This is a genomic window from Pukyongia salina, assembly GCF_002966125.1.
In the GTDB taxonomy this organism is placed as follows: Bacteria; Bacteroidota; Bacteroidia; order Flavobacteriales; family Flavobacteriaceae; genus Pukyongia; species Pukyongia salina.
In genome coordinates this window covers 1,687,105-1,712,524 of the sequence record NZ_CP027062.1, presented here as the reverse complement: position 1 = coordinate 1,712,524, position 25,420 = coordinate 1,687,105, and the positions used below count along the sequence as shown (strand labels likewise).

13 protein-coding genes are annotated in these 25,420 nt (G+C 42.1%); all 13 read left to right on the top strand.

Going from position 1 to position 25,420, the window contains the following annotated elements; genetic code table 11:
* The first annotated feature begins 313 nt into the window (after positions 1–313).
* The 13 genes from C5O00_RS07650 to C5O00_RS07590 all read left to right on the top strand — a co-directional run bounded on the left by C5O00_RS07650 (position 314) and on the right by C5O00_RS07590 (position 25,415).
* Positions 314–700, top strand: coding sequence for a hypothetical protein (locus tag C5O00_RS07650; RefSeq protein ID WP_158676802.1), 387 nt, complete (start codon positions 314–316; stop codon positions 698–700).
* 18 nt (positions 701–718) lie between these two features.
* A complete protein-coding gene (locus C5O00_RS07645) occupies positions 719–3,829 on the top strand; it encodes a SusC/RagA family TonB-linked outer membrane protein (protein ID WP_105216296.1) in 3,111 nt (1,036 codons plus the stop codon).
* 10 nt (positions 3,830–3,839) lie between these two features.
* Entirely contained in the window at positions 3,840–5,387 is a 1,548-nt protein-coding gene (locus tag C5O00_RS07640) for a RagB/SusD family nutrient uptake outer membrane protein (RefSeq protein WP_105217601.1), read from the top strand.
* A 156-nt stretch (positions 5,388–5,543) separates the two neighbouring features.
* Positions 5,544–8,864: a VCBS repeat-containing protein gene (locus C5O00_RS07635; protein WP_105217600.1), complete on the top strand. Its 3,321-nt coding sequence runs from the start codon at positions 5,544–5,546 to the stop codon at positions 8,862–8,864.
* A 12-nt stretch (positions 8,865–8,876) separates the two neighbouring features.
* The gene (locus C5O00_RS07630) at positions 8,877–12,215 is read left to right on the top strand and encodes a VCBS repeat-containing protein (protein WP_105216295.1); all 3,339 of its coding nucleotides are present in this window, start codon (positions 8,877–8,879) and stop codon (positions 12,213–12,215) included.
* A complete protein-coding gene (locus C5O00_RS07625; RefSeq protein WP_317046413.1) occupies positions 12,178–15,276 on the top strand; it encodes a VCBS repeat-containing protein in 3,099 nt (1,032 codons plus the stop codon). Before C5O00_RS07630 ends, C5O00_RS07625 begins: the two co-directional genes overlap by 38 nt.
* Positions 15,260–16,630 carry a vanadium-dependent haloperoxidase gene (locus tag C5O00_RS07620; RefSeq protein WP_105216293.1) on the top strand — a complete coding sequence of 457 codons (1,371 nt, stop codon included), beginning with the start codon at positions 15,260–15,262 and terminating at the stop codon, positions 16,628–16,630. The genes C5O00_RS07625 and C5O00_RS07620 overlap by 17 nt, the downstream gene beginning before the upstream one ends.
* 1 nt (position 16,631) lies before the next feature.
* Positions 16,632–17,534, top strand: a complete 903-nt coding sequence (locus tag C5O00_RS07615) for a GyrI-like domain-containing protein (RefSeq protein WP_105216292.1) — start codon at positions 16,632–16,634, stop codon at positions 17,532–17,534.
* A 10-nt stretch (positions 17,535–17,544) separates the two neighbouring features.
* Positions 17,545–19,680, top strand: coding sequence for a glycoside hydrolase family 97 protein (locus tag C5O00_RS07610; RefSeq protein ID WP_105216291.1), 2,136 nt, complete (start codon positions 17,545–17,547; stop codon positions 19,678–19,680).
* Positions 19,681–20,880 carry a glycoside hydrolase 100 family protein gene (locus C5O00_RS07605; RefSeq protein ID WP_105216290.1) on the top strand — a complete coding sequence of 400 codons (1,200 nt, stop codon included), beginning with the start codon at positions 19,681–19,683 and terminating at the stop codon, positions 20,878–20,880.
* Between the two features lie 193 nt (positions 20,881–21,073).
* On the top strand, positions 21,074–22,339 hold the full coding sequence (locus C5O00_RS07600; RefSeq protein WP_105217599.1) for an MFS transporter: 1,266 nt from the start codon (positions 21,074–21,076) through the stop codon (positions 22,337–22,339).
* Positions 22,336–23,550 carry an MFS transporter gene (locus tag C5O00_RS07595; RefSeq protein WP_105216289.1) on the top strand — a complete coding sequence of 405 codons (1,215 nt, stop codon included), beginning with the start codon at positions 22,336–22,338 and terminating at the stop codon, positions 23,548–23,550. Before C5O00_RS07600 ends, C5O00_RS07595 begins: the two co-directional genes overlap by 4 nt.
* Entirely contained in the window at positions 23,547–25,415 is a 1,869-nt protein-coding gene (locus C5O00_RS07590) for an alpha,alpha-trehalase (RefSeq protein ID WP_105216288.1), read from the top strand. Before C5O00_RS07595 ends, C5O00_RS07590 begins: the two co-directional genes overlap by 4 nt.
* Positions 25,416–25,420 lie beyond the last annotated feature (5 nt).

Sequence of the window (25,420 nt, the reverse complement as noted above, 5' to 3'; positions counted from 1 at the left end):
TTTCAAATTAATAAACGAAAACGTTTTCGGCTACTAATTTCGTTATTTTGGTGTGGTTTTATTACAAAATTGAAAAAAATAATAGAAATTCGTAGCTTAATGCTCATATGTTAATTTTTTAACAAATTAAGATAGTTGTTTACTTTAAGTGTTAGCATTTCTAAGCAATTACAATTTGGCTGGAATGAAATTTATTAAAATTTTGACTAAGAACCTGTCGGGTCTTATCTCTCCTATCTCCACGGTTCGGTATACAGAAGACCGATCCTATGACAATAGGGTTATTTTTCCCGAAACTCTTAAGAGCATCCTAATGGCCACCGTCAAGGGCCGTTCGGGAAGAATTGCAAATCAATCCTCTTTACGAGTAAAAGAAAGATTTCAGAGCTTAGACTTTGAGATTACCCATGATATGCTTTTAAAAGGAATTCAGGGAATTAGCCGTATTGCTCAGGGGATTGATTTTCATTTGAAACACAACCCTGTCATAGTAAATTTCACTGGTAAATTTAATATGATTACAAGCAGAATATTAGATATTTCGATCTCAAATAAAAAACTTAATATTTTGCCTAAAATATTGTACCTTCCATGCAGAAGTTTACATTTTTATAACAATTATTTAAGAATAAATTATGTTCTCCGGCCTATTGGAGAATATAAGCTTTTGCATACACAAGAATTATTAATTGAAAATTAACTTTAAACTAGGAACTATATGAAAAACAAACTACTAACTAAACTCTTGTTGCTCCCGATTCTCTTACTTATAGGTGGATCGGCCTACGCACAAAATACCGTTAGTGGAACAGTGTCCGACATGAATGGTCCTGTTCCCGGGGTAAATATTATTGTGAAGGGCACCTCCAATGGAGCACAGTCTGATTTCGACGGAAACTATTCCATAGATAATGTAGACTCTAATGCAACACTGGTATTTAGCTATATTGGTTATGTGACACAGGAGGTTGGCGTAAATGGCCAGTCAACTGTTAACGTAACCATGCAGGAAGATATTGAAGCCTTAAGCGAGGTTGTTGTAATTGGATATGGTACTACTACGGTAAAAGATGCAACAGGTGCGGTAACTGCCGTAACTGCGGAAGACTTTAACCAAGGTGTTATCTCATCCCCAGAACAATTAATTCAAGGTAAAACTGCAGGGGTACAAATCTCACAAAGTAGTGGTGAACCAGGTGCAGGAATCGATATTCGTATTCGTGGTGCCAACTCTGTTCGATCTAATAACAACCCGTTATTCGTGATCGATGGTGTGCCTCTTTCCGGAGAAAGTACTACTGCTGAAGGAGCTAACGTTGGTCTTGGTACTTCAGGTGCCAAAAACCCATTGGCTTTCCTTAACCCTAACGATATTGAAAGTATCAGTATCTTGAAAGATGCATCTGCAACAGCCATTTATGGTTCTCGTGGTGCAAACGGGGTAGTTATCATCACCACCAAATCTGGTAGAGGAGCTACCGGAGGAAGCTGGGACTGGAGCTCTAGCGTGAGTATGTCCAGTGTTCGTTCTACCTTCGATGTACTTACAGCTTCCGAATTCCTTTCGGAAAGTGAAAGACTAGGATTCCCTGTTGCTGAAAGAAACTTTAGAAGCAGTACAGACTGGCAGGATGAAGTTTTTAGAACTTCTATGTCAACTAATAACAACCTGTCTTATTCTCATAGCTACAATGGAGGTAACGTTCGCGCTACTTTTGGCTACGGAAAACAATTTGGTGTGATCAAGAACTCTTCGCTTGAAAGAATTACAGGTCGATTGAATATAAATCACAGATTATTGAATGATAAACTGAAATTAGGCCTACAGGCTACAATTTCAAGAGTGAACGATGAAACTGCACCGCTTAGTGGTAGTGCAGGTTTTAGAGGTGACCTCTTGGGTGCTGCATACTCTGCAAATCCAACCTGGCCTACAAACCCTAATTTCGATACAGGTGGACAGTTAAGCCCGGCAACAATTCTGGCATATACCGAAAATCTAAGTCATACAGATAGAATTCTGGCAAACTTCTCTGCCGAATACAATTTCACAGATGAATTTTCTGCCAAAGTTAATTTAGGTATTGACGACTCTCAGTCTACCCGTAGTGCGGTTGCTTCTCCTAATGCGAGAAACTTCGACCAGGGTGCTTTTGGAAATGGTACCGGAGCAATTAGCGACCTTGATACCGAAAGTAAGCTTCTTGAAGCTACACTTCGATACGACAAGGATTTTGGAAATTCTCAATTAGATATCGTTGCAGGTTACTCCTTCCAGGATTTCCGCAGACAAGGTAGAGATATCAGTGGATGGGGATTCTTTACAGAGGATATGAATAAGATGGTCGACGACCTGGAAATAACTGCCAACCTTCTTGAATCAAGAATTGAAGGTAGCTATCAGCAATATGGTTACGCAGGAAATACCAACGGTGTATTTATCAACCGTTTATTCCCTTCGCCAACCACAGATATGCTTCCAATCTTTAACGGATTACGAGTTAAGTCGTTATTTGCAGACACTTACGATACTACAGATGAGCTACAATCCTTCTTTGGTCGTGTGAACTTTAGTTTGAACGACAAGTATCTGTTTACAGGTACCGTTAGAGCGGATGGTTCTTCTCGTTTTGGTGAGGATAACCAGTATGGTGTGTTCCCTTCCGGTGCTATCGCATGGAAGATTCATAACGAAGATTTCGTAGGAGACGCCGTTTCAACTTTAAAATTACGTGTTGGTGTTGGTATTACCGGTAACCAGGATGGAGTTGGATATGGAAACTTTATTAGAAGACAACGTTATACAGGAGGTGATGTTATCACAGATGGTGGTGATATCAATATCCCGGGTATAGCCGATGTTGCCTTCGCCGAGCCTTCTCTTAAGTGGGAAGAAACTCTACAGTATGCTGTAGGACTTGATTTCGGATTTGGAGACGACAGATTTACAGGAAGTGTTGATGTGTATCGTAAAGAAACAACAGACCTTCTCTTTAGAGTACTATCTGCTCAACCAGCTGTACAACCGTTCATCTTCTTAAACTTACCAGATTCGAAGGTAATTAACGAAGGTCTTGAAGTTGCGCTTAGCTATGATTTTGTAGATCAAGACGATTTCTATATCGGAGCTAGTGTGAACGTTGCTTATAACGATAACGTGATCGACCAACTTCAAGGTGAATTTAACGCCGGTACTATTAGAGGTCAGGGTCTGTCTAACGCCTTTGCTCAAAAGCTTCAGGAAGGACAGCCGTTATTCTCATTCTTCCTACGTGAGTTCGAAGGCTTCGATGCAGAAGGTCAACCTATCCAGGAAGACGTACAGAAATTCGTTGGGAAAAGTGCTTTACCAGACTTTACCGGAGGGTTCTCCTTGAACGCCCGTTACAAGAACTGGTCATTGTCTACTTTCCTAGCCGGACAATTTGGACACTACATCTACAATAACACCGAAAACGCATTCTTTACTGCTGGATCATTCAACAGTGCTAGAAACGTACTAGCTTCTACCCTTACAAATGGTGAAGCTCTTACCGCTGCTGCTGAAGTTTCTACTCGTTTCCTTGAAAAAGGTGACTTTGTAAGAATGCAGAACCTAACTGTTGGTTTTGACTGGCCATTGAAAGAAGACTCTCTTTTCGATGCACTTGCTCTTTCACTTACCGGACAAAACCTATTTGTTATAACGGATTATTCTGGTCTTGATCCTGAAGTGAGTGTTACTCCAGGTGGAGGTGATCTTCTGAATGGATTACCAATCTTCGGAATTGACTATACCTCATTCCCTAGACCGAGAACTTTTACGTTAGGACTTAATGCAAAATTTTAAAAAAATGATTATGAAAAAAACTTTTATGACGTACTTGAAGTCGATCTTCGCGATCGCGTTGCTATCGACTGTTGTGGCAGCTTGTACCAATTTAGAGCTCGACGAATCTGATTCGATCTTCCTGGAAGATACAGATGAAGGATTTGCTGGAGTAGCCGACGTTGGAGCCGCACTGGACCAATTATACAATGATGTAAGGGGACAGTTAGAAGACCAGGGTAATTTCTTTGCCCTTAACGAAGTATCTACAGATGAAACTCTTGTTCCAACAAGAGGTACAGACTGGGGTGATAACGGTATCTGGAGAACGCTACACGCGCACACCTGGAGCCCAACACACCAGTACATCCTGAGCACATGGAATAACCTTAACCAAAACGTTTTCCGTGCAACTCAGATCATCGATCAACGTAGTGGACCTACTGCAGAGCAAAAAGCAGAAGCTCAGTTCCTGCGCGCTTTCAGTATGTATTTCGTACTTGATATGTGGGGCGTAGCTCCTTTCCGTGAAGTAGATGAAGGATCCGATGTTGATCCTCGTGTATTATCAGCTGCCGAAGCTTACGATTTTATCCTTCAGGACCTTACCGAAGCACGCGATAATCTTCCGGTTCGCGGACCAAGTGCAGATAATAATCGTGCGAGTAGAGCTGCTGCTAACTTCATGTTGGCGAAACTTTACCTAAACGCTCAGCGATACAATGGTAATCCTAACTATCAGGGTGTAATCACGGCTGTGGATGCAATTGCAGCAGATGGTTATGCACTTGAAACAGGATATTTTGATATTTTCAAGGAAGATGTAGACAATGAAACAATCTGGTTCGTACCTGCATCTGTAGGTAACAGAATATGGAATGGTCTGCACTACAACCAAAACTCACCTGATAACGAAGGTGGTGGTTGGAACGGATTTACAACCCTTGCCGAATTTTACGATTCTTTCGAAGGAAATCCTAACTCCAACTATGTTGGTGACGCAGCTGATGAAAGAAGAGGTTGGGTTCCTGATGCAAGTAACGCTGGTCCGGACAACCTTGGAATTGGTTACGGATTCTTAATTGGACAGCAGTACAACGAAGACGGATCTCCGCTTACAAACCGTTCTGGTGCTCCATTGGTGTTTACCAGAGACCTTCCAGGTCTTTCTGGAAATACCGAAGAAACTGGTATTCGTATTATTAAGTATCACCCTGTTAATGGTGCGTTCACCGGACACGAGATCGTTTTCAGATACGCAGATGCACATCTTATGAAAGCTGAAGCAATGTTACGTTCTGGTGGCGGAAACGCTACGGCAATGGTGAACGAGCTTAGAGCACTTCGTGGTGCTTCTACCCTCGGAAATGTATCGGAAGCTGATCTTCTGGCTGAAAGAGGACGTGAATTATACGTAGAATTCTGGAGAAGAAATGACCTGCTTAGATTTGGTCAATTCACCAGAGACTGGGAATTCAAGAACGCAGAATCTGTTGGACAAGATTACAGAAACCTGTATCCTATTCCAATTAATGCGCTACTATCGAACCCTAATTTAGTTCAGAACGAAGGTTACTAAACCCGAGATCTAGTTTATGAATAATAGGAAAGACCGTCTTAATGTAAGGCGGTCTTTCTTTATATTAATAAGTAAAATATCAATCGCTTAGATTACTTTTGTATCCATATTTATATGTCAGTCCTTCCACAAAATATGGTATCGAAATTCTTTAAAATGATCCATTCTCAGCATAGGATAATTCTTTGGGGAACAACTGTGTTCTTCCTTATTCTACTACATTCATGTTCAGAAACAAACAGTAATACACTCTTCATAACAAGATCCGCAAACGAAACCGGCATTACTTTCGAAAATAAGCTCACACCTACTCCCGAACTTAATATTCTAAACTATATCTATTACTATAACGGTGCGGGTGTGGCATCTGGAGATTTTAACAACGATGGGTATATCGATCTGTATTTTACTGCTAACCAGGCAGCCGATAAACTTTATCTCAATAAAGGCGATCTCAAATTTCAGGATATCACCAAGGCAGCCGGCATTTCTAATCAGTCCAACTGGACAACGGGAGTGACCACAGTCGATATAAACCAGGATGGTTTTCTCGATATTTATGTATGCAGACTAGGTGACTTTAATAATGTCCAGGGGAAAAATCTGCTTTTCGTTAATAATGGTCCGGACAAGAATAATGTCCCTTCCTTTACCGAACGAGCTTCAGAATATGGTCTCGACTTTAAAGGTTTTTCAACCCATGCAACCTTTTTCGATTACGACCTGGACGGTGATCTGGATGTATATCTTCTCAATCATTCGGTGAATCCCAATCAAAACTATGGCAGTGGAAATAAACGCCATCTTCCCGATGGAAAATCGGGCGACAAACTCTTTGAGAATGTTTCGGGATCTTATGTGGATGTTTCAGAGAAAGCAGGGATCATTCAAAGTAAGATCGGCTATGGACTTGGAGTATCTGTAAGTGATCTCAACAACGATGGTTATCCGGATATCTATGTGGGTAACGACTTTTACGAGAATGATTATCTGTATATCAACTTGGGAGATAAAACCTTCGAGGAGATCATACATAAAGGAAATAATGCCGTTGGACATACCACTCATTTTTCCATGGGAAATGATATAGCAGATCTTAACAACGACGGGTTAACCGATATTGTATCGGTAGATATGCTCCCTGAGGATATCGAAACTTATAAAACTTCCGGTACAGAATTCAATTATCAGATCTATCAAAATTATATCAAGAACGGCTATGCGCATCAGTACATGCACAATACCCTTCAGTTTAATAATGGTAACAATACCTTCAGTGAAACAGCATTTCTAAGTGGTATAGCAGCCACCGATTGGTCCTGGAGCCCACTGGTGGCAGATCTCGACAATGACGGCCTCAACGATATCTTCATTACCAACGGAATAGTAGGAGCAACCAATGATATGGACTTCATTAACTTCATTGCCAATGAGGAGATTCAGAAAACTTTAGGGCAAGGAATGGATGAAAAGGATATGGAATTCATCAAAAAAATTCCTGAAAAGAAGACCGTAAATTACTTTTTCAGAAATACTGGTGGACAACAATTCGAAGATGTTTCCGCCCAATGGGGATCTACGGAACCCACGTATAGCAATGGCGCCACTTATTGTGATCTGGACAATGACGGGGATCTCGACCTGGTAATAAATAACACCAATCAACCAGCTATAGTGATGGAAAATAGAAGCGCAGGGAGGGAAAATTCTAATTACATCGATATAAAACTTGTAGGGAAAAAAGGAAATAATTCCGGTATAGGTGCGAAAGTTATTCTATATGCCGACACCTTACAACTACTAAGAGAACACTATACTAGCAGAGGTTACCTCTCGGCAGTAAGGCCTGGCATCCATTTGGGCGTAGGCAAGCGAACAACGGTAGACTCGTTACTTGTTATATGGCCCGATAGATCCTATCAGCTTTTAAAGGACCTTGCAGTGAATACCTCCCACAAAATAGTACAGGAGCGGGCTTCGGGAGATTATTATTCAGATTTAAAAGAAAAGAAGATATTCTGGCTTACTAATACTCCACCACTTTTCCACTTTAAGCACCAGGAGAACAATGCACTCGAATTTAACCGGGACCCACTTATTCCCTATGGAACTGCAAACGAAGGTCCGGCTATTTCCGTGGCCGACATCAACAATGATGGATTGGATGATATTTTTATAGGAGGCGCAAAAAACCAACCTTCCCGTTTGTTTGTACAAGATAAAAGCGGTGGCTTTAGCTCACAGCAGGAAGATCTCTTTGATCTGGATAAGATTAGTGAAGATGTGGATCATATATTTTTCGATGCCGATGGTGATGGAGATAATGACCTGCTCGTAGTGAGCGGAGGGAGCGAATTTAGAAAAGGGGTTCCAATTTTTCCAAGGCTCTACTTTAATGATAGTGGTGTTCTTAAAAAAGACAGCGTGAATTTCAATATTCCTGTAAACGCTTCTTCGGTGGCGGCAGTCGATATTGATAACGATAAGGACAAGGACATCGTTATCACCTCCGGAGCCGTACCTCAACAATTTGGTGAGACCCCGAAACAGTATATTTTCCGAAACGACGGTAGCGGATCTTTTGAAGAAATAACCAACTCATTCGCCCCACAATTTTCAGAAATAGGAAACTGCAATTCCCAAACCTGGACCGATCTTAACGGCGACTCCCTACCTGATCTCATTGTTAGTGGGGATTGGATGCCGATAACCATTTTTATAAATACGGGAGAACAACTCGAACTTCAGAAGAACAATGGACTAGACGATACCCATGGTTTTTGGAACGTTGTGAAAGCCGCTGATATGGATAATGACGGAGATCTGGACCTGATCGCAGGAAATTGGGGGATCAATACAAGGCTAAAAGCATCGCCACAGGAACCAATTCGTCTATACCGTATGGATGCAGACGACAACCACAATATCGAAACGATTGTGACGTATTACTACCAGGGTGAGGAGACAACACTCGCCTCCAAAGACGAATTAGTGAAACAACTCCCCGGTATTAATAAAAAGTACCTGTCCTATGCAGATTTTGCTAATGCAAAAATCGATATGATCTTCCCGAAGGACAAGCTCCACTCGGCCTTCAAGAGAGAAGTCTATACTCTGGAAAGCTCGTATTTCGAAAATTTAGGAGATAATACCTTCCGAAGGCATAGTTTACCATTTAAAGCTCAGGTTTCATCGGTGAACGACATCGCTGTTTACGACTTTAATAATGATGGCAAAAAGGACCTTCTTTTGGTGGGTAACAATTTTGAAATTAGCACCCAATTAAGTAGATTAGACGCCTCGCACGGGTTACTTTTACTAAACGATTCAAACGGGAATTTTAAGGCATCTAGCAATAGGTTCTTTGATATTGCCGGAGCCTGCCGGAGCATCGAATTTTTAAATTACCAGGACGAAAAATATCTTGTAATTACCCGTAATAACGACCAACCCGTTTTTTTAAAGATCAATAAATAAAAGATAGATTACATGAATCTTTCAAAATATAGTTTTGTTTTAGTATTAAGTACTCTTCTCCTTGCCTGTAACTCGAACGAGAAAGAAGAAGAAACAGGTGAAACCAGCCCATTATTCACATTGATGTCGCAGGAACAAACGAACATTCGTTTTAATAATGTGGTGGAAAACCAAAAGGAATTCAACATCTTTAAATACAGAAATTTCTATAACGGTGGTGGTGTTGCCATTGGAGATATCAATAACGATGGTCTGGCCGATATCTATATGACGGCGAACATGGGGAAGAACAAACTATTTCTCAATCAGGGCGATTTTAAATTTAAGGACATATCCCAATCTGCCGGGGTTGAAGGTCATAAACCCTGGTCTACCGGGGTGACCATGGTAGATGTAAACAACGATGGTCTCCTGGATATTTATGTGAGCAATGCCGGAAACATGGAAGGCGACAATCACGACAACGACCTTTACATAAACAATGGCGACCTAACATTCTCCGAAAAGGCAAAAGAATTCAATCTAGCCACCAGTGGTTTTACCACCCACGCTACTTTCTTCGATTATGATAAGGATGGTGACCTGGATGCCTATATCTTGAACAATAGTAATATCCCGGTTAGTAGCCTCGGTTTTGCGCATCAACGGGATGTTAGGGCTCAGGATTGGGATGTGCCAAAATTATTTCGTGGGGTTGGCGATATGTTACTTCGTAATGACAATGGAACTTTTGTGGAAGTAAGCGAAGAAGCAGGTATCTATGGCAGTTTAATAGGCTTTGGTCTGGGGGTTATGATAAGTGATATCAATGGTGACCTCTACCCGGACATCTACGTTTCTAACGATTTCTACGAACGCGATTACCTCTATATCAATAACCAGGATGGCACTTTTACCGAAGATATTAAGAACTGGATGTCGCACCTCTGTCTCTCGGCTATGGGTATCGATATGGCCGATATCAATAATGATGGGAATGCCGATATCTTTATAACCGATATGCTCCCTGATGGCGACCAGCGTGTTAAATCGGTCATGGAATTTGAAGGATATAATGTTTTTAAGCTGAAGCAAAGCAAGGACTTTTATCAACAATACATACAGAACACCCTACAACTGAACAACGGAAATGGAACGTTCTCCGAAATAGCCTATTACAGTGGTGTATCTGCAACAGACTGGAGTTGGTCGGGACTAATTTTCGACATGGACAACGACGGCCTGCGCGATATTTTTGTTACCAACGGTATCAATCACGATCTCACCGATCTCGACTTCGTAGACTTCCTTGCCAATGAAATTATCCAGAAAATGGCTATGACAGGTAAAAAGGAAGCCATCGATTCTATCATCAATAAAATGCCGGTTGTACCTGTACCTAATTACGCCTATAAGAACAACGGCGATCTTACCTTTAGCAATGAAGCCGAAAAATGGGGCCTCGGCGTCCCAAGTCTATCCAACGGAGCAGCTTATGGAGATCTTGACAATGACGGCGACCTCGACCTGGTTGTGAATAATGTGAACATGGAGGCCTTTGTGTATAAGAACAACGCCAGGGAAACTGGAAACAACAACTATATCAAACTTAAATTCGAAGGTACAGACAAGAACAAATTCGCGGTGGGTACAACTGTAAGATTGTACTATAAAGACAATATCGTTTTACAGGAATTGATTCCATCTCGCGGTTTTCAGTCGTCTATGGAATATCCAATGACCATTGGTTTGGGAAAAGAAGATAAAATAGATTCCATCAGGGTGATCTGGCCGGATGATCGCACGACAAAGCTCGAAAATATTGCCGCAAATCAGACCTTGGTATTAAAACAGGAAGAGGCTAGCGGGAAATATATCCCTCCAAAACCCGCCGATATTAAACCACTGCTTACCGAAGTAGACAATGCAGGCCTGAAGAAGCACGATGAGAATTCTTATTCAGATTTTGACCATGAAGGCTTAATTGCCCGTATGCTGTCTCAGGAAGGGCCGGCGATCGCTGTGGGCGATGTTAACGGAGACGGACACGAAGACACTTTTATTGGAGGTGCAAAGAACCAGGCAGCAACCCTATATATTCACAAAGGTAAAGGGGTTTTAAGTGAAATGAAGAATGACGTATTCTCTCAGGACAAATTTAACGAAGATACAGCAGCCGCATTCTTAGATGCAGATGGAGACGGCGATCTCGACCTGATCGTAGGTTCGGGTGGAAACCAGGTAAATGAAATAAATAACGAAGGCCTCAGGCTCTATATAAATGATGGCAAAGGACGCTTCAGCAAAAAAATACTGGATCTACCACCAAATACTATGAATATTGCAGTAATTGCACCACACGATATGGATGGAGACGGCGATATGGATGTATTTGTTGGTGCAAGAAGTATTATAGGAATTTATGGTGTGAACCCTACGCATACATACCTTGAAAATGTGGGTGATGGAAATTTCAGAAGTAAAAAAGAAGCAATTACCGCTGTAACGGCAAGCGGGATGATCACAGATGCTACCTGGGCAGATATAGATGGGGATTCTATCAAAGAACTCGTTACCGTATCGGATTGGGGCTCACCTAATATCTATAAGTTCAAGGACAACAAGCTCGAGATCTGGCAAACGGATCTACAAGCATTGAATGGCTGGTGGAATACCATCCTTCCGGTAGACATAGATAAAGATGGCGACCTCGATTTTATTATTGGAAACGAAGGGAAGAACCTTCATTATAAGCCTTCGGAAGAGCAACGCATTAAAATGTGGGTAAACGATTTCGACAACAACGGTACTATCGAGCAAATAATCACCCAGAGGCTCGAAGGCAGAGATATGCCTATGCATCAGAAGAAAGAGATCGTAACCCAACTCGTTTCCCTTAAAAAACAAAATTTGAAAGCATCCGAATACGCTACCCGATCTATACAGGAACTTTTTTCAGAAAATATAATAAACAATTCCCTGGTTAGGGAGGTAAACACCTCGGCTACGATTATCGCCGTAAATAATGGTAATGGAAGCTTTTCAACCATCGAATTGCCTGCCCAGACACAACTGTCCTGCGTATGCGGAATAACCTGCGCCGATGTGAATAACGATGGTTCCCTGGACATTATAATGGGTGGAAACGATTTCGAGTTCAAACCACAGTTTTCGCGCCTGGATGCCAATTATGGTTCGGTTCTATTGAACGATGGGAACCTTAATTTCGACTGGCAGAACTATAATGAGAGTGGTTTCATGGTTAAAGAAGAAATAAAACACATCCGTCAGTTTCATGATGCAGCAGGAAATGCCTATATCATTGTGGCAATAAATGATGAAAAACCCAGAGTTTTTGCGATCGGTCAATAAATATCTTCTCCCATTTTTATCCCTTACCCTCCTTTGGAGCTGTAGTGAGGACGAACAGCTTTTTAAGCTTCTCTCTTCTACCCGATCGGGCGTTGATTTTGAAAATACAATAACCGAAAATGACTCACTTAACATCCTGGACTACCTCTATTTTTACAATGGCGGCGGCCTGGCGATGGGTGATATAAACAACGACGGTCTACCGGATCTTTACTTTTCAGCAAATCAGAAAAAGAACAAACTTTACCTCAACAAAGGAAATCTGAAATTTGAAGACATTACAACTTCTGCTGGTGTAGAAGGAAATAGTACCTGGAATACCGGTGCAGTCATGGCCGATGTAAACGGAGACGGATGGCTGGATATCTATGTAACCACCGTAGTAGATATAAACGGTTTTAAAGGCCGTAATGAGCTGTTTATCAATAACGGAGATAATACTTTCACAGAAAGCGCTGCCAGTTACGGTCTCGACCTGGCATCATACGGCACTACTGCCGCCTTCTTCGATTACGACCTGGACGGCGACCTGGATGTATATCTTTTAAACCATGCCGTGCACACCGAGGAGTCCTTTGGACGGGTGCAACTTCGTTATAAGCGCAACGCAATGACGGGCGACCGGCTTATGCGAAACGACGGCGACATCTTTACAGATGTTAGCGAAGAAGCTGGTATCTATGGTGGTATCAATGCCTATGGCCTGGGGGTGGCCATAGCCGACTTTAATAAAGATGGGTATCCCGATATCTACGTGGGCAACGATTTTCACGAAGACGACTATTTCTATCTCAATAATGGTGATGGTTCCTTTACCGAGAGTTTACGAACTTATTTTGGACATACCTCCCGATTTTCGATGGGAAATGATGTTGCAGATATTAATCACGATGGGCGGCCGGATCTCATCTCCCTGGATATGTCTCCAGAAGACGAGATAGTTTTAAAGACCTCGGAGGGCGATGATACCTACCAAACGCTGGAAATGCGAACCAAACAATTTGGATACCATTATCAGTATACCCGTAATATGCTCTATATAAACCAGGGTGCCGGCCCCTTCACAGAAACAGCTCTATTAAGCGGGATAGCGGCAACCGATTGGAGTTGGAGCGCACTTTTTGGCGATTATGACCAGGATGGAGAAGATGATCTTTTTATTTCGAATGGTATCCCGAAACGCCCCAACGACCTGGACTTTATTCGTTTTGTTTCCAGTGAGGAGATAAAAAAGAGTATGGTCGAGACAAAACTAATGGACCAGAAAGCCTTAGATATGATGCCCTCCGGTGCAGTACCCAATTACATTTTCAAAGGGGACGCAGCACTTGGTTTCACCGATATGAGTGAAGAATGGATCCCTCGAAATCCAACTGTTTCGGGTGCCACCGCTATTGGTGATCTGGATGGAGATGGCGACCTGGATATTGTCACCAATAACATTAATGAAGCTGCGGGAATCTATATAAACAACACTAACGATAAAGCAAGCTTTCTTAAGGTCAGGTTTAAGTATACGGGAGGTAATCCCTTCGGAATAGGCACTAAGGTCGAAGCCTGGAACAAGGGGGTCGTTCGGTACAAAGAGCTCTTCCCTTGTAAGGGATGGCAGGCTTCCAGCGAACCGATGATCCACTTTGGCTTTGGAAATGAAACCACTATCGATTCTTTAAAGATCATCTGGCCCGATAAAACCTATCAGCTCATTTCAGCAGTAGAAACCAATAAGACCCTCACAATCACACCTACAAATACCACTGCCTATCAATATCTAAATCCGGAAAAGGATCGATTGTTTAGTAAACTGGAAGGAAATCTAGGCATAGATTATAAACATGACGGAGGTAGACAAACCGATTTCGATTACCAGAAACTAATTCCCTACCAGGTTTCAGACAGAGGTCCGTATATGGAAATGACCGATTTAAACAAGGACTCATTAACAGATATAATCATACGGGCTACGTCTCAAAATAACGCCATTGGGTTCCTGCAAAATGAAGACGGTTTCAGTAAAACAGTGCTACCAGATAGTGTTGCTGTCCGGCCGGATCGCACTACTAATCGAAATAACAGCATGCGCTATATCGACGGTTTTACTTCCACCGGCGAAGTATTAAAATTTATTGGGGGCTATACAACCAGGTATGATTTTGGAAACATCCCAGATTCCAGGGTGATATTTCCTAACGGAACCGAACAGGCGCTTGGCGCTTTAGGAATGGTGACAAGTGCTGTCTGGGACGATTTTAATAAGGATGGAAAAACCGATCTCATTGTGGTTGGAGAATGGATGGCACCCAGATTTTTTAAGAACTCAGGAAATAAACTCGAGGAAGTCGACCTGCCAAAAGAATTACCCAAGGGCTTGTGGCAGGCTATTATTCCTTACGATATTGATAAGGATGGGGACACAGATTATCTTCTTGGAAATTGGGGACTGAACTCAAAGTTCACCGCGTCTGGGGAGTTTCCTATGGTCATGTACTACGATGATTTTGATGATAATGGAACTACCGAAACCGTGTTAGCAACCTACAAGAATGGAGACTATTATCCCTTAATGGGTTTAAACGAATTATCTGCTCAAATGAATTTTCTTCGGAAAAAATTTACCACCTTCAGATCATTTGCAGGGAAGACTATGACAGAGATCTTTGGGGAAGAAGCATTATCGAAAGCTAAAAGGTTTGAAGTAAGTACACTAGCCTCTGGATTCTTGCGAAATAACAACAATAGCTTTACTTTTACTGCGTTTCCGGAAATGTTACAAACAGCACCGATCACCGCCTTCGAAAGTTTCGATTTTTATGGAGACGGTAATGAAAGTGTACTGGCAGGAGGAAACTATTTTGGCGTAATTCCGTTTCACGGACGTTATGATGGTTTTCCCGGGGCGTTGATACGATCTGAACAAAATATTTCACTCTCAAATTCCCTCGGACTGGACATGTCGATGCGTTCGGTGCGACATCTGAAAGTGATACAACATAACGACAAACCTTATTTACTGGTATTAAACAATAATGACAATGCTGTTCTCTATGAAATTAAACGATAAAATAATCCCTATTCGAGTATTTGCCTTCCTTCTGGTCTTATTTTTTCTGAATTCCTGCAAACAAGACCCTTCGAAAGTTAGTACGGCCGATCTTCAGCATGTTGAAATTAGCGCTAAAGACTTCCAAAACGCAGTTGATCGTGTAACCGAGATCATGATCCATGACATTTTTTCACCACCTCAAGCGAGCAGGATATATGCCTATCCTAATATTGCCGCTTTTGAGATCATTGCTCAAAACGATCCAACTTATAAAAGTCTTGCAGGACAAGTTACCGATCTTACCGAGATCCCAACAGCAGCAGATTCGTTGGTTAATTACTCCATGGCAGCGATGATAGCCCATATGGATCTTAGCAAAAGCCTGGTGTTCTCGGAAGAGAAGATGACTGCCTACAGCGACAGTTTATATGATATGTGGAGTGAGAAGAACAAACCTCAGTTCGATGCCTCCATGAATTATGCTATGGAAGTTGTAGAGCATATGAAGGAATGGATAGGAAAAGACAACTATAAGCAAACCCGTACCATGTCTAAATTTACGGTAGACATCGATGATCCGGCAAGATGGCAGCCCACACCACCTGCCTATATGGACGGAATCGAACCTCACTGGAATAAGATCAGGCCATTGGTGCTGGACTCTGCTTCACAATTTAAACCAGAGCCTCCACCACCATTCTCCCTGGAAAAGAACAGCGACTTCTTTAAGGAGTTAAAGGAAGTTTACGATGTAAGCGAAGATATTACCAAAAAAGGTGACGAATCTGAAGAAGTGGAGATCGCACAATTCTGGGACTGCAATCCCTATGTATCTGTTACCCGTGGCCACCTGATGTTCGCCACTAAAAAGATAACCCCGGGAGCACACTGGATGGGTATCACAGAGATCGCATGTAAGGATACAGAAGCTAATTTCAACGAGACCGTCTATGCCTATACGAAGAGTTCGATAGCGATGTTCGACGCGTTTATTAGTTGTTGGGATGAAAAATACAGATCCAATCTAATCAGACCCGAAACGTTGATCAACCAACATATAGACGAAAACTGGAAACCCATATTACAAACACCTCCCTTTCCCGAATATGTAAGCGGCCATTCGGTTGTTTCTGGAGCAGCTTCAACTGTTTTAACCGATATCTTTGGGGATAATTTTAGTTTTATGGACGACACCGAATTACCATTCGGACTCCCTGTTCGCGGTTTCGATTCCTTTAATAAGGCTGCGGAAGAAGCCGCAGTAAGTCGATTGTACGGAGGTATTCATTATCGCGCAGCAATCGACGAAGGATTAACCCAGGGCCGGCAGGTTGGACAATGGGTGATCGACAACCTTCAAATGAAACAATAGTATGAATCGCTGGCTAAAGTGGTTCCTGGGAATTGGTATTATAGGTATTGGGATTTGGTATTTTCTTCTGAAGGATTATCAATATCAGGTTTCGTTTAACACAAATGAACCCCCGGCGGTTATGTTCGAACATATCCTGGATTGGGATTCGTACAAGCGTGACAACGAAGAGATATCGTTGATCGAAAAGCAAAAATATTCGGAAATAGTACAAAGCCTGAACTACGGAGATTCTTCCTTCGTTTATAAATGGAAATTGAAAAGAAACCCGGATGGTGGCACCAAAATTACCGCCTTTATTAGTGACACCAGAAACAAATTCATGCAGCAGCTAAGCGTACCTTTTGGTGCCAACGATTTTGTTCAAAGGAGTATAAAAAACGTAAAGGATGTGGCCGAGGCGCAAAAATTAATAGCCTCAACTTACAGGGTTCACAGTATCTCCGATACCACAATTCAGCAAAAATATTGCGCCTATCTACCCCTGCGTTCTTCAATAAACGATAAAGCTCCTGCCATGTTACAAGGTATCGCCCTGATCATGGAATACATAAAAGGAAATGAGATCGAATTGACCGGCGACCCCTTTCTTCAGGTAACCGAATGGGATGAAGAACAGGAAATGATAAGTTTCGATTTTTGTTTTCCTATCAAACCGATGGATTCGATACCACCGCATCCCTCAGTTCTTCTTAAAACTACCGAAACGGTTGAAGGAATCAAAGCCGAATTCAACGGAAATTATCGCGATTCGGAGGTTGCCTGGTACTATCTCCTGGATCACGCCAATGAAAATAGTATCGATGTGAAGCCAAAACCGCTTGAAATTTACCAAAACGACCCCCACGCCGGGGGCGATCCTCTTACCTGGAAAGCACAGGTTTTCTTACCTTTAAAAGATTAACCCTATTGTTATGAAAAGAACTTTTTTCACGTTAATATGTTCGATCGCTCTATCGGCTGTTTTCTTTAGTTGCTCGTCAGATCAAATGACTACCTCGGTAACTTCACCTAACGGAAATATAGAAGTTAATTTTATTTTATCTGAAAGCGGACTACCGGCATATATAGTAACTCACAAAAACGAAAAGGTGATAGACACTTCGTTTATGAGTTTCGATTTTAAAGATATCCCTTCGCTCAAAGACGACTTCGAACTACTCTCTTCCAGTATGCGAACCATAGATACTAGCTGGGAAATGCCTTGGGGGGAGCAAACCATTGTAAAGGACAATTACAATGAACTAACATTTAATCTCAAAGAGAAAGGTGAGTTGGGGCGTAACCTCAATATCTGTTTCAGGGTTTATAACGACGGTTTAGGATTTCGGTATGAGATCCCCACAATGGAAGGTGTAACTGAAATACTTATTACAGACGAAAACACAGAATTCAACCTAACCGGCGATCATAAAGTATGGTGGATACCAGGCGACTGGGATATCTACGAACATTTATACAACGAGACTTCATTTTCTGAAATTGACGCCATTTCGAAAAGAGATCACCCTAATCTCAACGCGACCTATATTCCCGAAAATGCAGTAAATACGCCCGTGACCATGAAAAGTAACACAGGACTATATCTTAGTTTTCACGAAGCCGATCTCACCAATTATGCAGGAATGACCTTGAAGGTAGATCCCAACAATTTGAAAATGCAAAGTGAATTGGTTGGTTCGGAAAGATTGGGTGGTAAGGCAAAAGTTAGCCTTCCTTTTAACACGCCCTGGCGTACCATTCAGATCGCGGAGCGTGTAGGAGATCTATTAGAATCCAACCTACTTTTAAACCTCAATGATCCAAATGCCATTGGAGATGTGAGCTATTTCACCCCTATGAAATATGTGGGGATCTGGTGGGAAATGCATATAGGTAAATCTACCTGGGATCTCGAAGGGACTCAGGATATGAATACGTATACAGAAGGAAAACGTGGCTCGAGCCGGCATGGAGCAACTACCGAAAATGCAAAGAAATATATTGATTTTGCTGCAGCCAATGGTATTAAAGGCCTGTTGGTTGAAGGCTGGAACACCGGTTGGGATCAATGGATCAATACCGAAGACAGAGAAGGCGTGTTCGATTTTATGACCCCTTACCCCGATTATAACTTTGCCGAAGTAATGGCCTATGCAAAGGAAAAAGGCGTAGAAGTGATCATGCATCACGAAACCTCAGCGGCCCCGCGTACCTACGAAAAGCAAATGGAGGTAGCGTATAATTTCATGAAGGAAAATGGTATGAATTCGGTGAAGACGGGCTACGTAGGAAAGATCATTCCAAAAGGAGAATATCACCATGGACAATGGATGGTGAACCACTACCAAAAAGTACTGGAAGAAGCTGCCGCGAAGAAAATAGCCATCAATGCTCACGAACCAATAAAAGATACAGGTAAACGAAGAACATACCCCAATGCAATATCAAGGGAAGGATTAAGAGGTCAGGAATTCAACGCCTGGGCCACAGATGGTGGTAATCCACCCGATCATATCGCAACGGTAGCCTTTACCCGCATGCTCTCCGGCCCTATCGATTTCACCCCCGGCGTGTTTAATATTAAATTCGACGAGTACAAAAAGAGCAACCAGGTAAATACTACCCTCGCACATCAACTTGCCCTTTACGTGGTGATTTACAGCCCTATACAAATGGCCTGCGACCTACCCGAACATTATATGATCGACGGGAAGATTCATCCTGCCTTTCAGTTTATCACCGATGTAGGTGTAGATTGGGAAACCTCTAAGGTGCTCGATGGGGAAATAGGGGATTATGTAGTGATTGCAAGAAAAGAAAAAGGCAGTGCGAATTGGTTTGTAGGAGGAGTCACCGATGAAAACAATCGAACACTTAGTGTGAATTTCGATTTTCTGGATAACGACACGGTCTATGAAGCTACCGTTTATAAGGATGCAGCAGAGGCACACTATAACACCAATCCCGAAGCTTATAAAATCGAGAAAATGGACGTGAGAAAAGGAGAAAAACTGGACATCGACCTTGCGCCCGGTGGCGGATTCGCAATCAGCCTGATTAAAAAATAGATGAAAAATAATTCAGCCATACATAATGATGCTGTCAACCTCCTCCACCGGCTCTGTACTAATGACGGTATTCTGGCCAGCACAATAGAAGCCGATAACTACAAAAGGATCTGGGCTCGCGACAGTATAGTATGTGGACTCGCGGGCATATTATTGAACGATCCGGTAATTCTGAATGGGTTAAAGAATTCACTGCTCACGCTATCCCGAGGGCAGCACAAACTGGGAATGATCCCCTCGAATGTTCTTCCCGGAGATTCTAAAGATATTTCCTTCGGAAGCCTGGCCGGAAGGATAGATGCCAATACCTGGTTTATCATAGGTAGTTGCCTTTATTTCTTAACTACTGAAGACAATGAAACCTGGATAGAACTTCAACCGGCTGTTCAAAAATGCAGGATCTTTTTAAACACGGTGGAGTTTAACGACAGAGGCTGGACCTATACTCCTTTAAGTGGTAACTGGGCCGATGAGTACCCGGTGCACGGATATACCCTTTATGACAATTGTCTCCGCCTTTGGGGAGAAAAACTATGGATTAAGATAACCGGAGAACCATTTACCGAATACGACGAATTAGTAGAAAAAACCCGCTTGAATTTCTGGCCTACCCATAATACCGATCCTCGAACTGTGTACCACACTACTGCCTTTAACCAGGCGCTGGAAAATAAAATAATGCATTATTCAGCCTTTATTTTGCCGGGTATTTACGACTTCAGATTTGATGCAGCCGGTAATGCCCTGGCCCATCTAATCTTCGAGTCCGAGCCGAATAAGAAAGAAACAACTAAAACTTTTTTATCACAACTAAGCAGTGAAGTTGGAAGGCATGCTGTCCCGGCTTTCTGGCCGATGATCACTAGTAAGAGTAGTGACTGGAATTTACTGGCTGGTAACTATTCGTTCGAATTTAAAAATCATCCGGGCTATTTCCACAACGGAGGCATCTGGCCGGTATGGATGGGACTTTACTGTCTGGGATTAAGTAAAATTGGATTAAAGGAGGAGGTTGACCAAATTTGTTCGGAATTCGAAAAAATGGTTTCAGCTTCCGAAAACTGGAACTTCCAGGAGTATTTCAATGCGGTTGATTTCAATACCGGTGGTAAAACAGAAATGGGCTATACAGCTTCGGGAATTGTGTTCATGAATTCGGCTTTAAACAACCCCGAATTTGCGCTAAGCCTACAGCTGTAACCCGTACTCTTGATATCGATAACGATTTCGTTACAGATTCGGTAATTATTTAACAGGTTGTTCTGCAATTTGCTAAAATTTGCAGATATTACAGTGGCTAAATAATCAATTTAGCATTTCAGTTTAAAACGCTAATACTTCATTTATGGGTACTGTATTCAAGCCGAGGCTTTCATTCTGGCAAATTCTAAATATGAACGTTGGATTCCTCGGAATTCAGTATAGTTTTGGCTTACAACAAACAGCGATCAATCCCATCTTTCTTTACCTGGGAGCTTCAGAAGATATGCTACCTATTTTAAATATTGCAGGCCCGGTAACGGGTTTGATCGTGCAGCCAATCATTGGTGCTATGAGCGATAAAACCTGGTCGGCACGCTGGGGAAGACGAAAACCTTATTTTTTGATCGGAGCCCTTATGGGAAGTTTGTGTCTATTTGCGTTTCCTCATAGTCCGGTATTATGGTTTGCGGTTGGTTTGCTGTGGATACTCGATGTAGGGAATAATATGGCGATGGAGCCGTACAGGGCTTTTGTTGGAGATAAACTACCCGAAAGACAATTGAGCCTGGGATATCAGATGCAAAGCCTTTTTGTAGGCGCCGGAATATTACTTGCCAATGGTTCTATCGTGTTATTTCAGTATCTCTTTGGAGGAACATCTGTAGAAGAAGCGGGTACAATTCCGCAATGGTTATACTATTCTTTTTATATAGGGGCATTTCTGTCTTTAACCACCATTTTATATTCTGTACTTAAAACACCCGAGATCCCTCCATCTGAAGAGGAAATGGAGGAGATAAATCAGCTTAAGGGATTATCCCTAGGAAAACGGATTGCGAAACCATTTGTGGAAATTGTTGATGCCATAAAGGAAATGCCGAAGTTTATGTGGAAAATTGGCGCTGTATATCTTTTCCAGTGGTATGCTTTGTTTATATACTGGCAGTTTACAACGCCACTTTTTATGAAAACAATGGGGTATAACACCTCCGAGGCAGCTTCCCAGGCGGCTAAAATGAGTCTCACCTACAATACGGTTACCCTTCTGGTGGCCCTGGCCCTCGTGCCATTAACATTGCGTTTTGGAGGGAAAAAGATCTATGCAATTAGCTTACTAGGTACCGCACTGGCCTTATTTACCATTCCTTATATCTCCGATCCTTATATGGTATTGGTACCCATGATATTATTTGGTATTGGTTGGGCTGCTATGATGGGAATACCCTATACCATGGTATCTAAGGTAGTTCCTCAGGAAAGACGGGGTGTTTACATGGGAATTCTCAATATGATGATCGTAATCCCAATGTTCATTCAAACCTTAAGCTTTGGTTCTATTTATAAATATTTACTAGGAAACAATGCAATAAACGCTATGTTATTTGCCGGTGCATTCTTTGCTATCGCCGCTTTTCTGGCTCTGCGACTCAATGTGAAAAAAGCTAAAATGGTATGAAAAATCTAGGGATCAAAATATCGTTATTTCTAATCTACTTTGTATTCGCAGCTTTGCTTAATAGTGTTGGAATACTGGTAGAACGATCCCAGGAAGTATATGAAGTAGCCAAAGGTGATGCAGCCTTCCTGGAACTTTTCAAAGATCTGTCTATAGCCGTGGTTTCCTTTGTGATTGGGACATTTCTACCCAAACTGGGTTACAAGCGAGGTATGCTCATTAGCCTTGCCTTGGTGTTCTTTGGATGCATTGGGATGTACTACGGAAATTCATTCTGGTCTGTTAAGATCTTGTTTGCCGTAACCGGTATTGGCTTTGCCATAGTTAAAGTAGCAGTTTACGCTCTTATTGGCTTTGTAACCGATGGGAAAGATGACCATCGAAGGCTCATGAGTTTTATTGAGACTGTTTTTATGATAGGGATCATTTTTATGTATGTGGTATTTCCACTATTCTATAATGACGACCCCAATGGATGGCTACGAGGATATTTACTCATGGCAGCTATAATCGCGGTGGCATTTACTATAATTTTATTCTCAAAGTTCAATATCGAGGTTGCACAAAAAAATACCAGTATACGCGAGGATATTAGAGCTATGCTCAGATTATTTCTCAATCCCGTGATCTATGTATTTGCTATTTTTGCCTTCTTCTATGTAATGACAGAGCAGGGTATCATGACCTGGCTTCCAACCTTTAATAAGGAAACGCTTCATATGGATGCTAAACTGGCTACCCAAATGGCCGTTATCCTTATGGCTTCGTTTGCTATTGGACGGTTTATTACGGGAATGCTTGTGAAAAAGATCAAATGGATCTATATAGCCTTGTTTGGATTGTTGGGGGCGGCAGTTCTGGTACTCGTGGTATTGCCTATGGCTAGTAATGTGCCCGAGATGCAGGCAAGTAAGCTGGGTGATCTGCCCCTGGTTTCGTTTCTCTTCCCAATGATAGGTCTTTTTCTGGCTCCATTGTATCCCTTGATAAGTTCTACAGTTTTGTCGGCTACAAAAAAAACAGACCACAGTGCATTAGCGGGTATACTTACCTTCGTTTCAGCTCTGGGAGGAACTTTAGGCTCGGTAATCATTGGAAATTTATTTGATCTTCTGGGTGGAAATAAAGTATTCTATCTTTCCCTGATCCCGATGTCTATTATATTGGTTGCTTTGTTCATTCTGAATAGAATTGTTGGAAAGAGCTCATGACCTTCAAACTAGACATAGAAGCCACTCTGAAAAAACTCCTGGCTCAGGAGGATACCGATAATGACAAAAAAATAACCGTTGAAGACCAGGGTCCTAAATCTTTTACGATCACTTCTGAAGAAGGACACCAACATACATTAAGCGGAACCTATCATCTCTCCAATCTCTTGCAGGAACTCATTCTGGCCAAGGAAAATGGTGATACCGTCGCTTTTATTAGCCTGGATCATCTCGAAGAACCACCTGTTAAGAGAATTTCCAGGATGATACGGGAATACTACTGGAACGGTCTCACTCGCACCATGGATGCTTCCGGGATCGAATCACTGCTAAAGGATTCTAAGAATGAAACCCTGGACGAGATCGCTGTTCTGATCGTATATGTACCTTACCACGACGAGCAAGCCTATTCCTATTATTCAGAATTACAAAAAAAATTACCCCTGGAAGTAGTTCGCCTACCGGAAATTATCAGCCCGGAGTATGTGAGAGGCCTGAACGACAAACCAGGGATACTGTCTCTAAAACTCGAACTGGTAAATGGCGAAATAAAAGGGGTGCCTTTTGTTGTTCCCGGCGGACGATTCAACGAGATGTACGGATGGGATAGTTATTTCGAATCGATCGGGCTTATCCTGGATGATCGAATTGACCTGGCCAGGGCAATGGCCGATAACTTTCAGTACGAGATCGAGCATTACGGAAAGATATTAAATGCCAATCGATCGTACTATTTAACCCGAACTCAACCTCCCTTCTACTCTAGTTTAATTTCTGAAGTCTATATAAAGACTCAAGACAAATCGTGGTTGGAGAGTCATTTAAAAACTGCCATTCGCGAATACGAAACCGTATGGATGGTGCCGGGAAAACGACTTACAGGTTTTAAACTCAACCGATATCTGGCGGAAGGTCTGGGTAAACCCCCCGAGGCAGAGGCAGGACACTTTAACCATGTATTTGCCGGTTATGCCAAGGAAGCAGGTATGAGTATTCTAGAATACGAGGAGGCTTATTCGAAAGGGGACATAAAAAACCCGGCTCTTGACAAGTATTTTGTCCATGACAGAAGTGTTAGGGAGTCTGGGCATGATACTTCATATCGCCTGGAAGGAATTTGTGCCGATATTATCCCCGTAGAATTGAATGCCTTTCTTTATAAATACGAAACAGATTTTGCCAAATTGATCCAAGGTGAATTTAACAATAGCTTCAACTACAACGGTAAAAACTACACCTCCGAATATTGGGAGCATAAGGCTTCGGAAAGAAAAGAACTGATGGACTCCTTGCTCTGGAATGATACTGAAGGTATGTATTTCGATTTCAATATCGCTACAGGAGCGCAAACCAAGTTTGTGTCGGCTACACTATTTACTCCACTCTGGGCAGGGATCTGTGATGCAGAACAAGCGGCTTCTTCGGTAAAAAATGGAATTGCACTTCTGAAAGAAAAAGGAGGCATTGCATCTTGTGATGAAGCCAGCCGGGGGGCTATTAGCGAACATCGGCCACAGAAACAGTGGGACTACCCCAACGGATGGGCACCCCATCAAATGATGATATGGAAAGGTTTGAAACAATATGGATTTGAAAAGGAATTGCAAGAGCTAGTCTATCGCTGGCTCTATATGATCACGAGAAATGCGGTAGATTACAATGGGACCATCCCGGAGAAATACGATGTGGTAATTGCCACCCATAAGGTATTTGCCGAATATGGGAATGTGGGGACCGAATTTCAATATATTACCAAAGAAGGCTTTGGGTGGATGAATGCCTCATTTCAATATGGCGTATCACTCTTAGACGAAGGATTGATTAAAAATTTAAATGATCTGGTTCCCCCGGATCAACTCTTTTAATTTGT

Bases quoted from the DNA above. Each gene is read 5' to 3' on its own strand.
- C5O00_RS07650 (WP_158676802.1), top strand. From the start codon at position 314: ATGGCCACCGTCAAGGGCCGTTCGGGAAGAATTGCAAATCAATCCTCT.
- C5O00_RS07645 (WP_105216296.1), top strand. From the start codon at position 719: ATGAAAAACAAACTACTAACTAAACTCTTGTTGCTCCCGATTCTCTTA.
- C5O00_RS07640 (WP_105217601.1), top strand. From the start codon at position 3,840: ATGAAAAAAACTTTTATGACGTACTTGAAGTCGATCTTCGCGATCGCG.
- C5O00_RS07635 (WP_105217600.1), top strand. From the start codon at position 5,544: ATGATCCATTCTCAGCATAGGATAATTCTTTGGGGAACAACTGTGTTC.
- C5O00_RS07630 (WP_105216295.1), top strand. From the start codon at position 8,877: ATGAATCTTTCAAAATATAGTTTTGTTTTAGTATTAAGTACTCTTCTC.
- C5O00_RS07625 (WP_317046413.1), top strand. From the start codon at position 12,178: ATGATGAAAAACCCAGAGTTTTTGCGATCGGTCAATAAATATCTTCTC.
- C5O00_RS07620 (WP_105216293.1), top strand. From the start codon at position 15,260: ATGAAATTAAACGATAAAATAATCCCTATTCGAGTATTTGCCTTCCTT.
- C5O00_RS07615 (WP_105216292.1), top strand. From the start codon at position 16,632: ATGAATCGCTGGCTAAAGTGGTTCCTGGGAATTGGTATTATAGGTATT.
- C5O00_RS07610 (WP_105216291.1), top strand. From the start codon at position 17,545: ATGAAAAGAACTTTTTTCACGTTAATATGTTCGATCGCTCTATCGGCT.
- C5O00_RS07605 (WP_105216290.1), top strand. From the start codon at position 19,681: ATGAAAAATAATTCAGCCATACATAATGATGCTGTCAACCTCCTCCAC.
- C5O00_RS07600 (WP_105217599.1), top strand. From the start codon at position 21,074: ATGAACGTTGGATTCCTCGGAATTCAGTATAGTTTTGGCTTACAACAA.
- C5O00_RS07595 (WP_105216289.1), top strand. From the start codon at position 22,336: ATGAAAAATCTAGGGATCAAAATATCGTTATTTCTAATCTACTTTGTA.
- C5O00_RS07590 (WP_105216288.1), top strand. From the start codon at position 23,547: ATGACCTTCAAACTAGACATAGAAGCCACTCTGAAAAAACTCCTGGCT.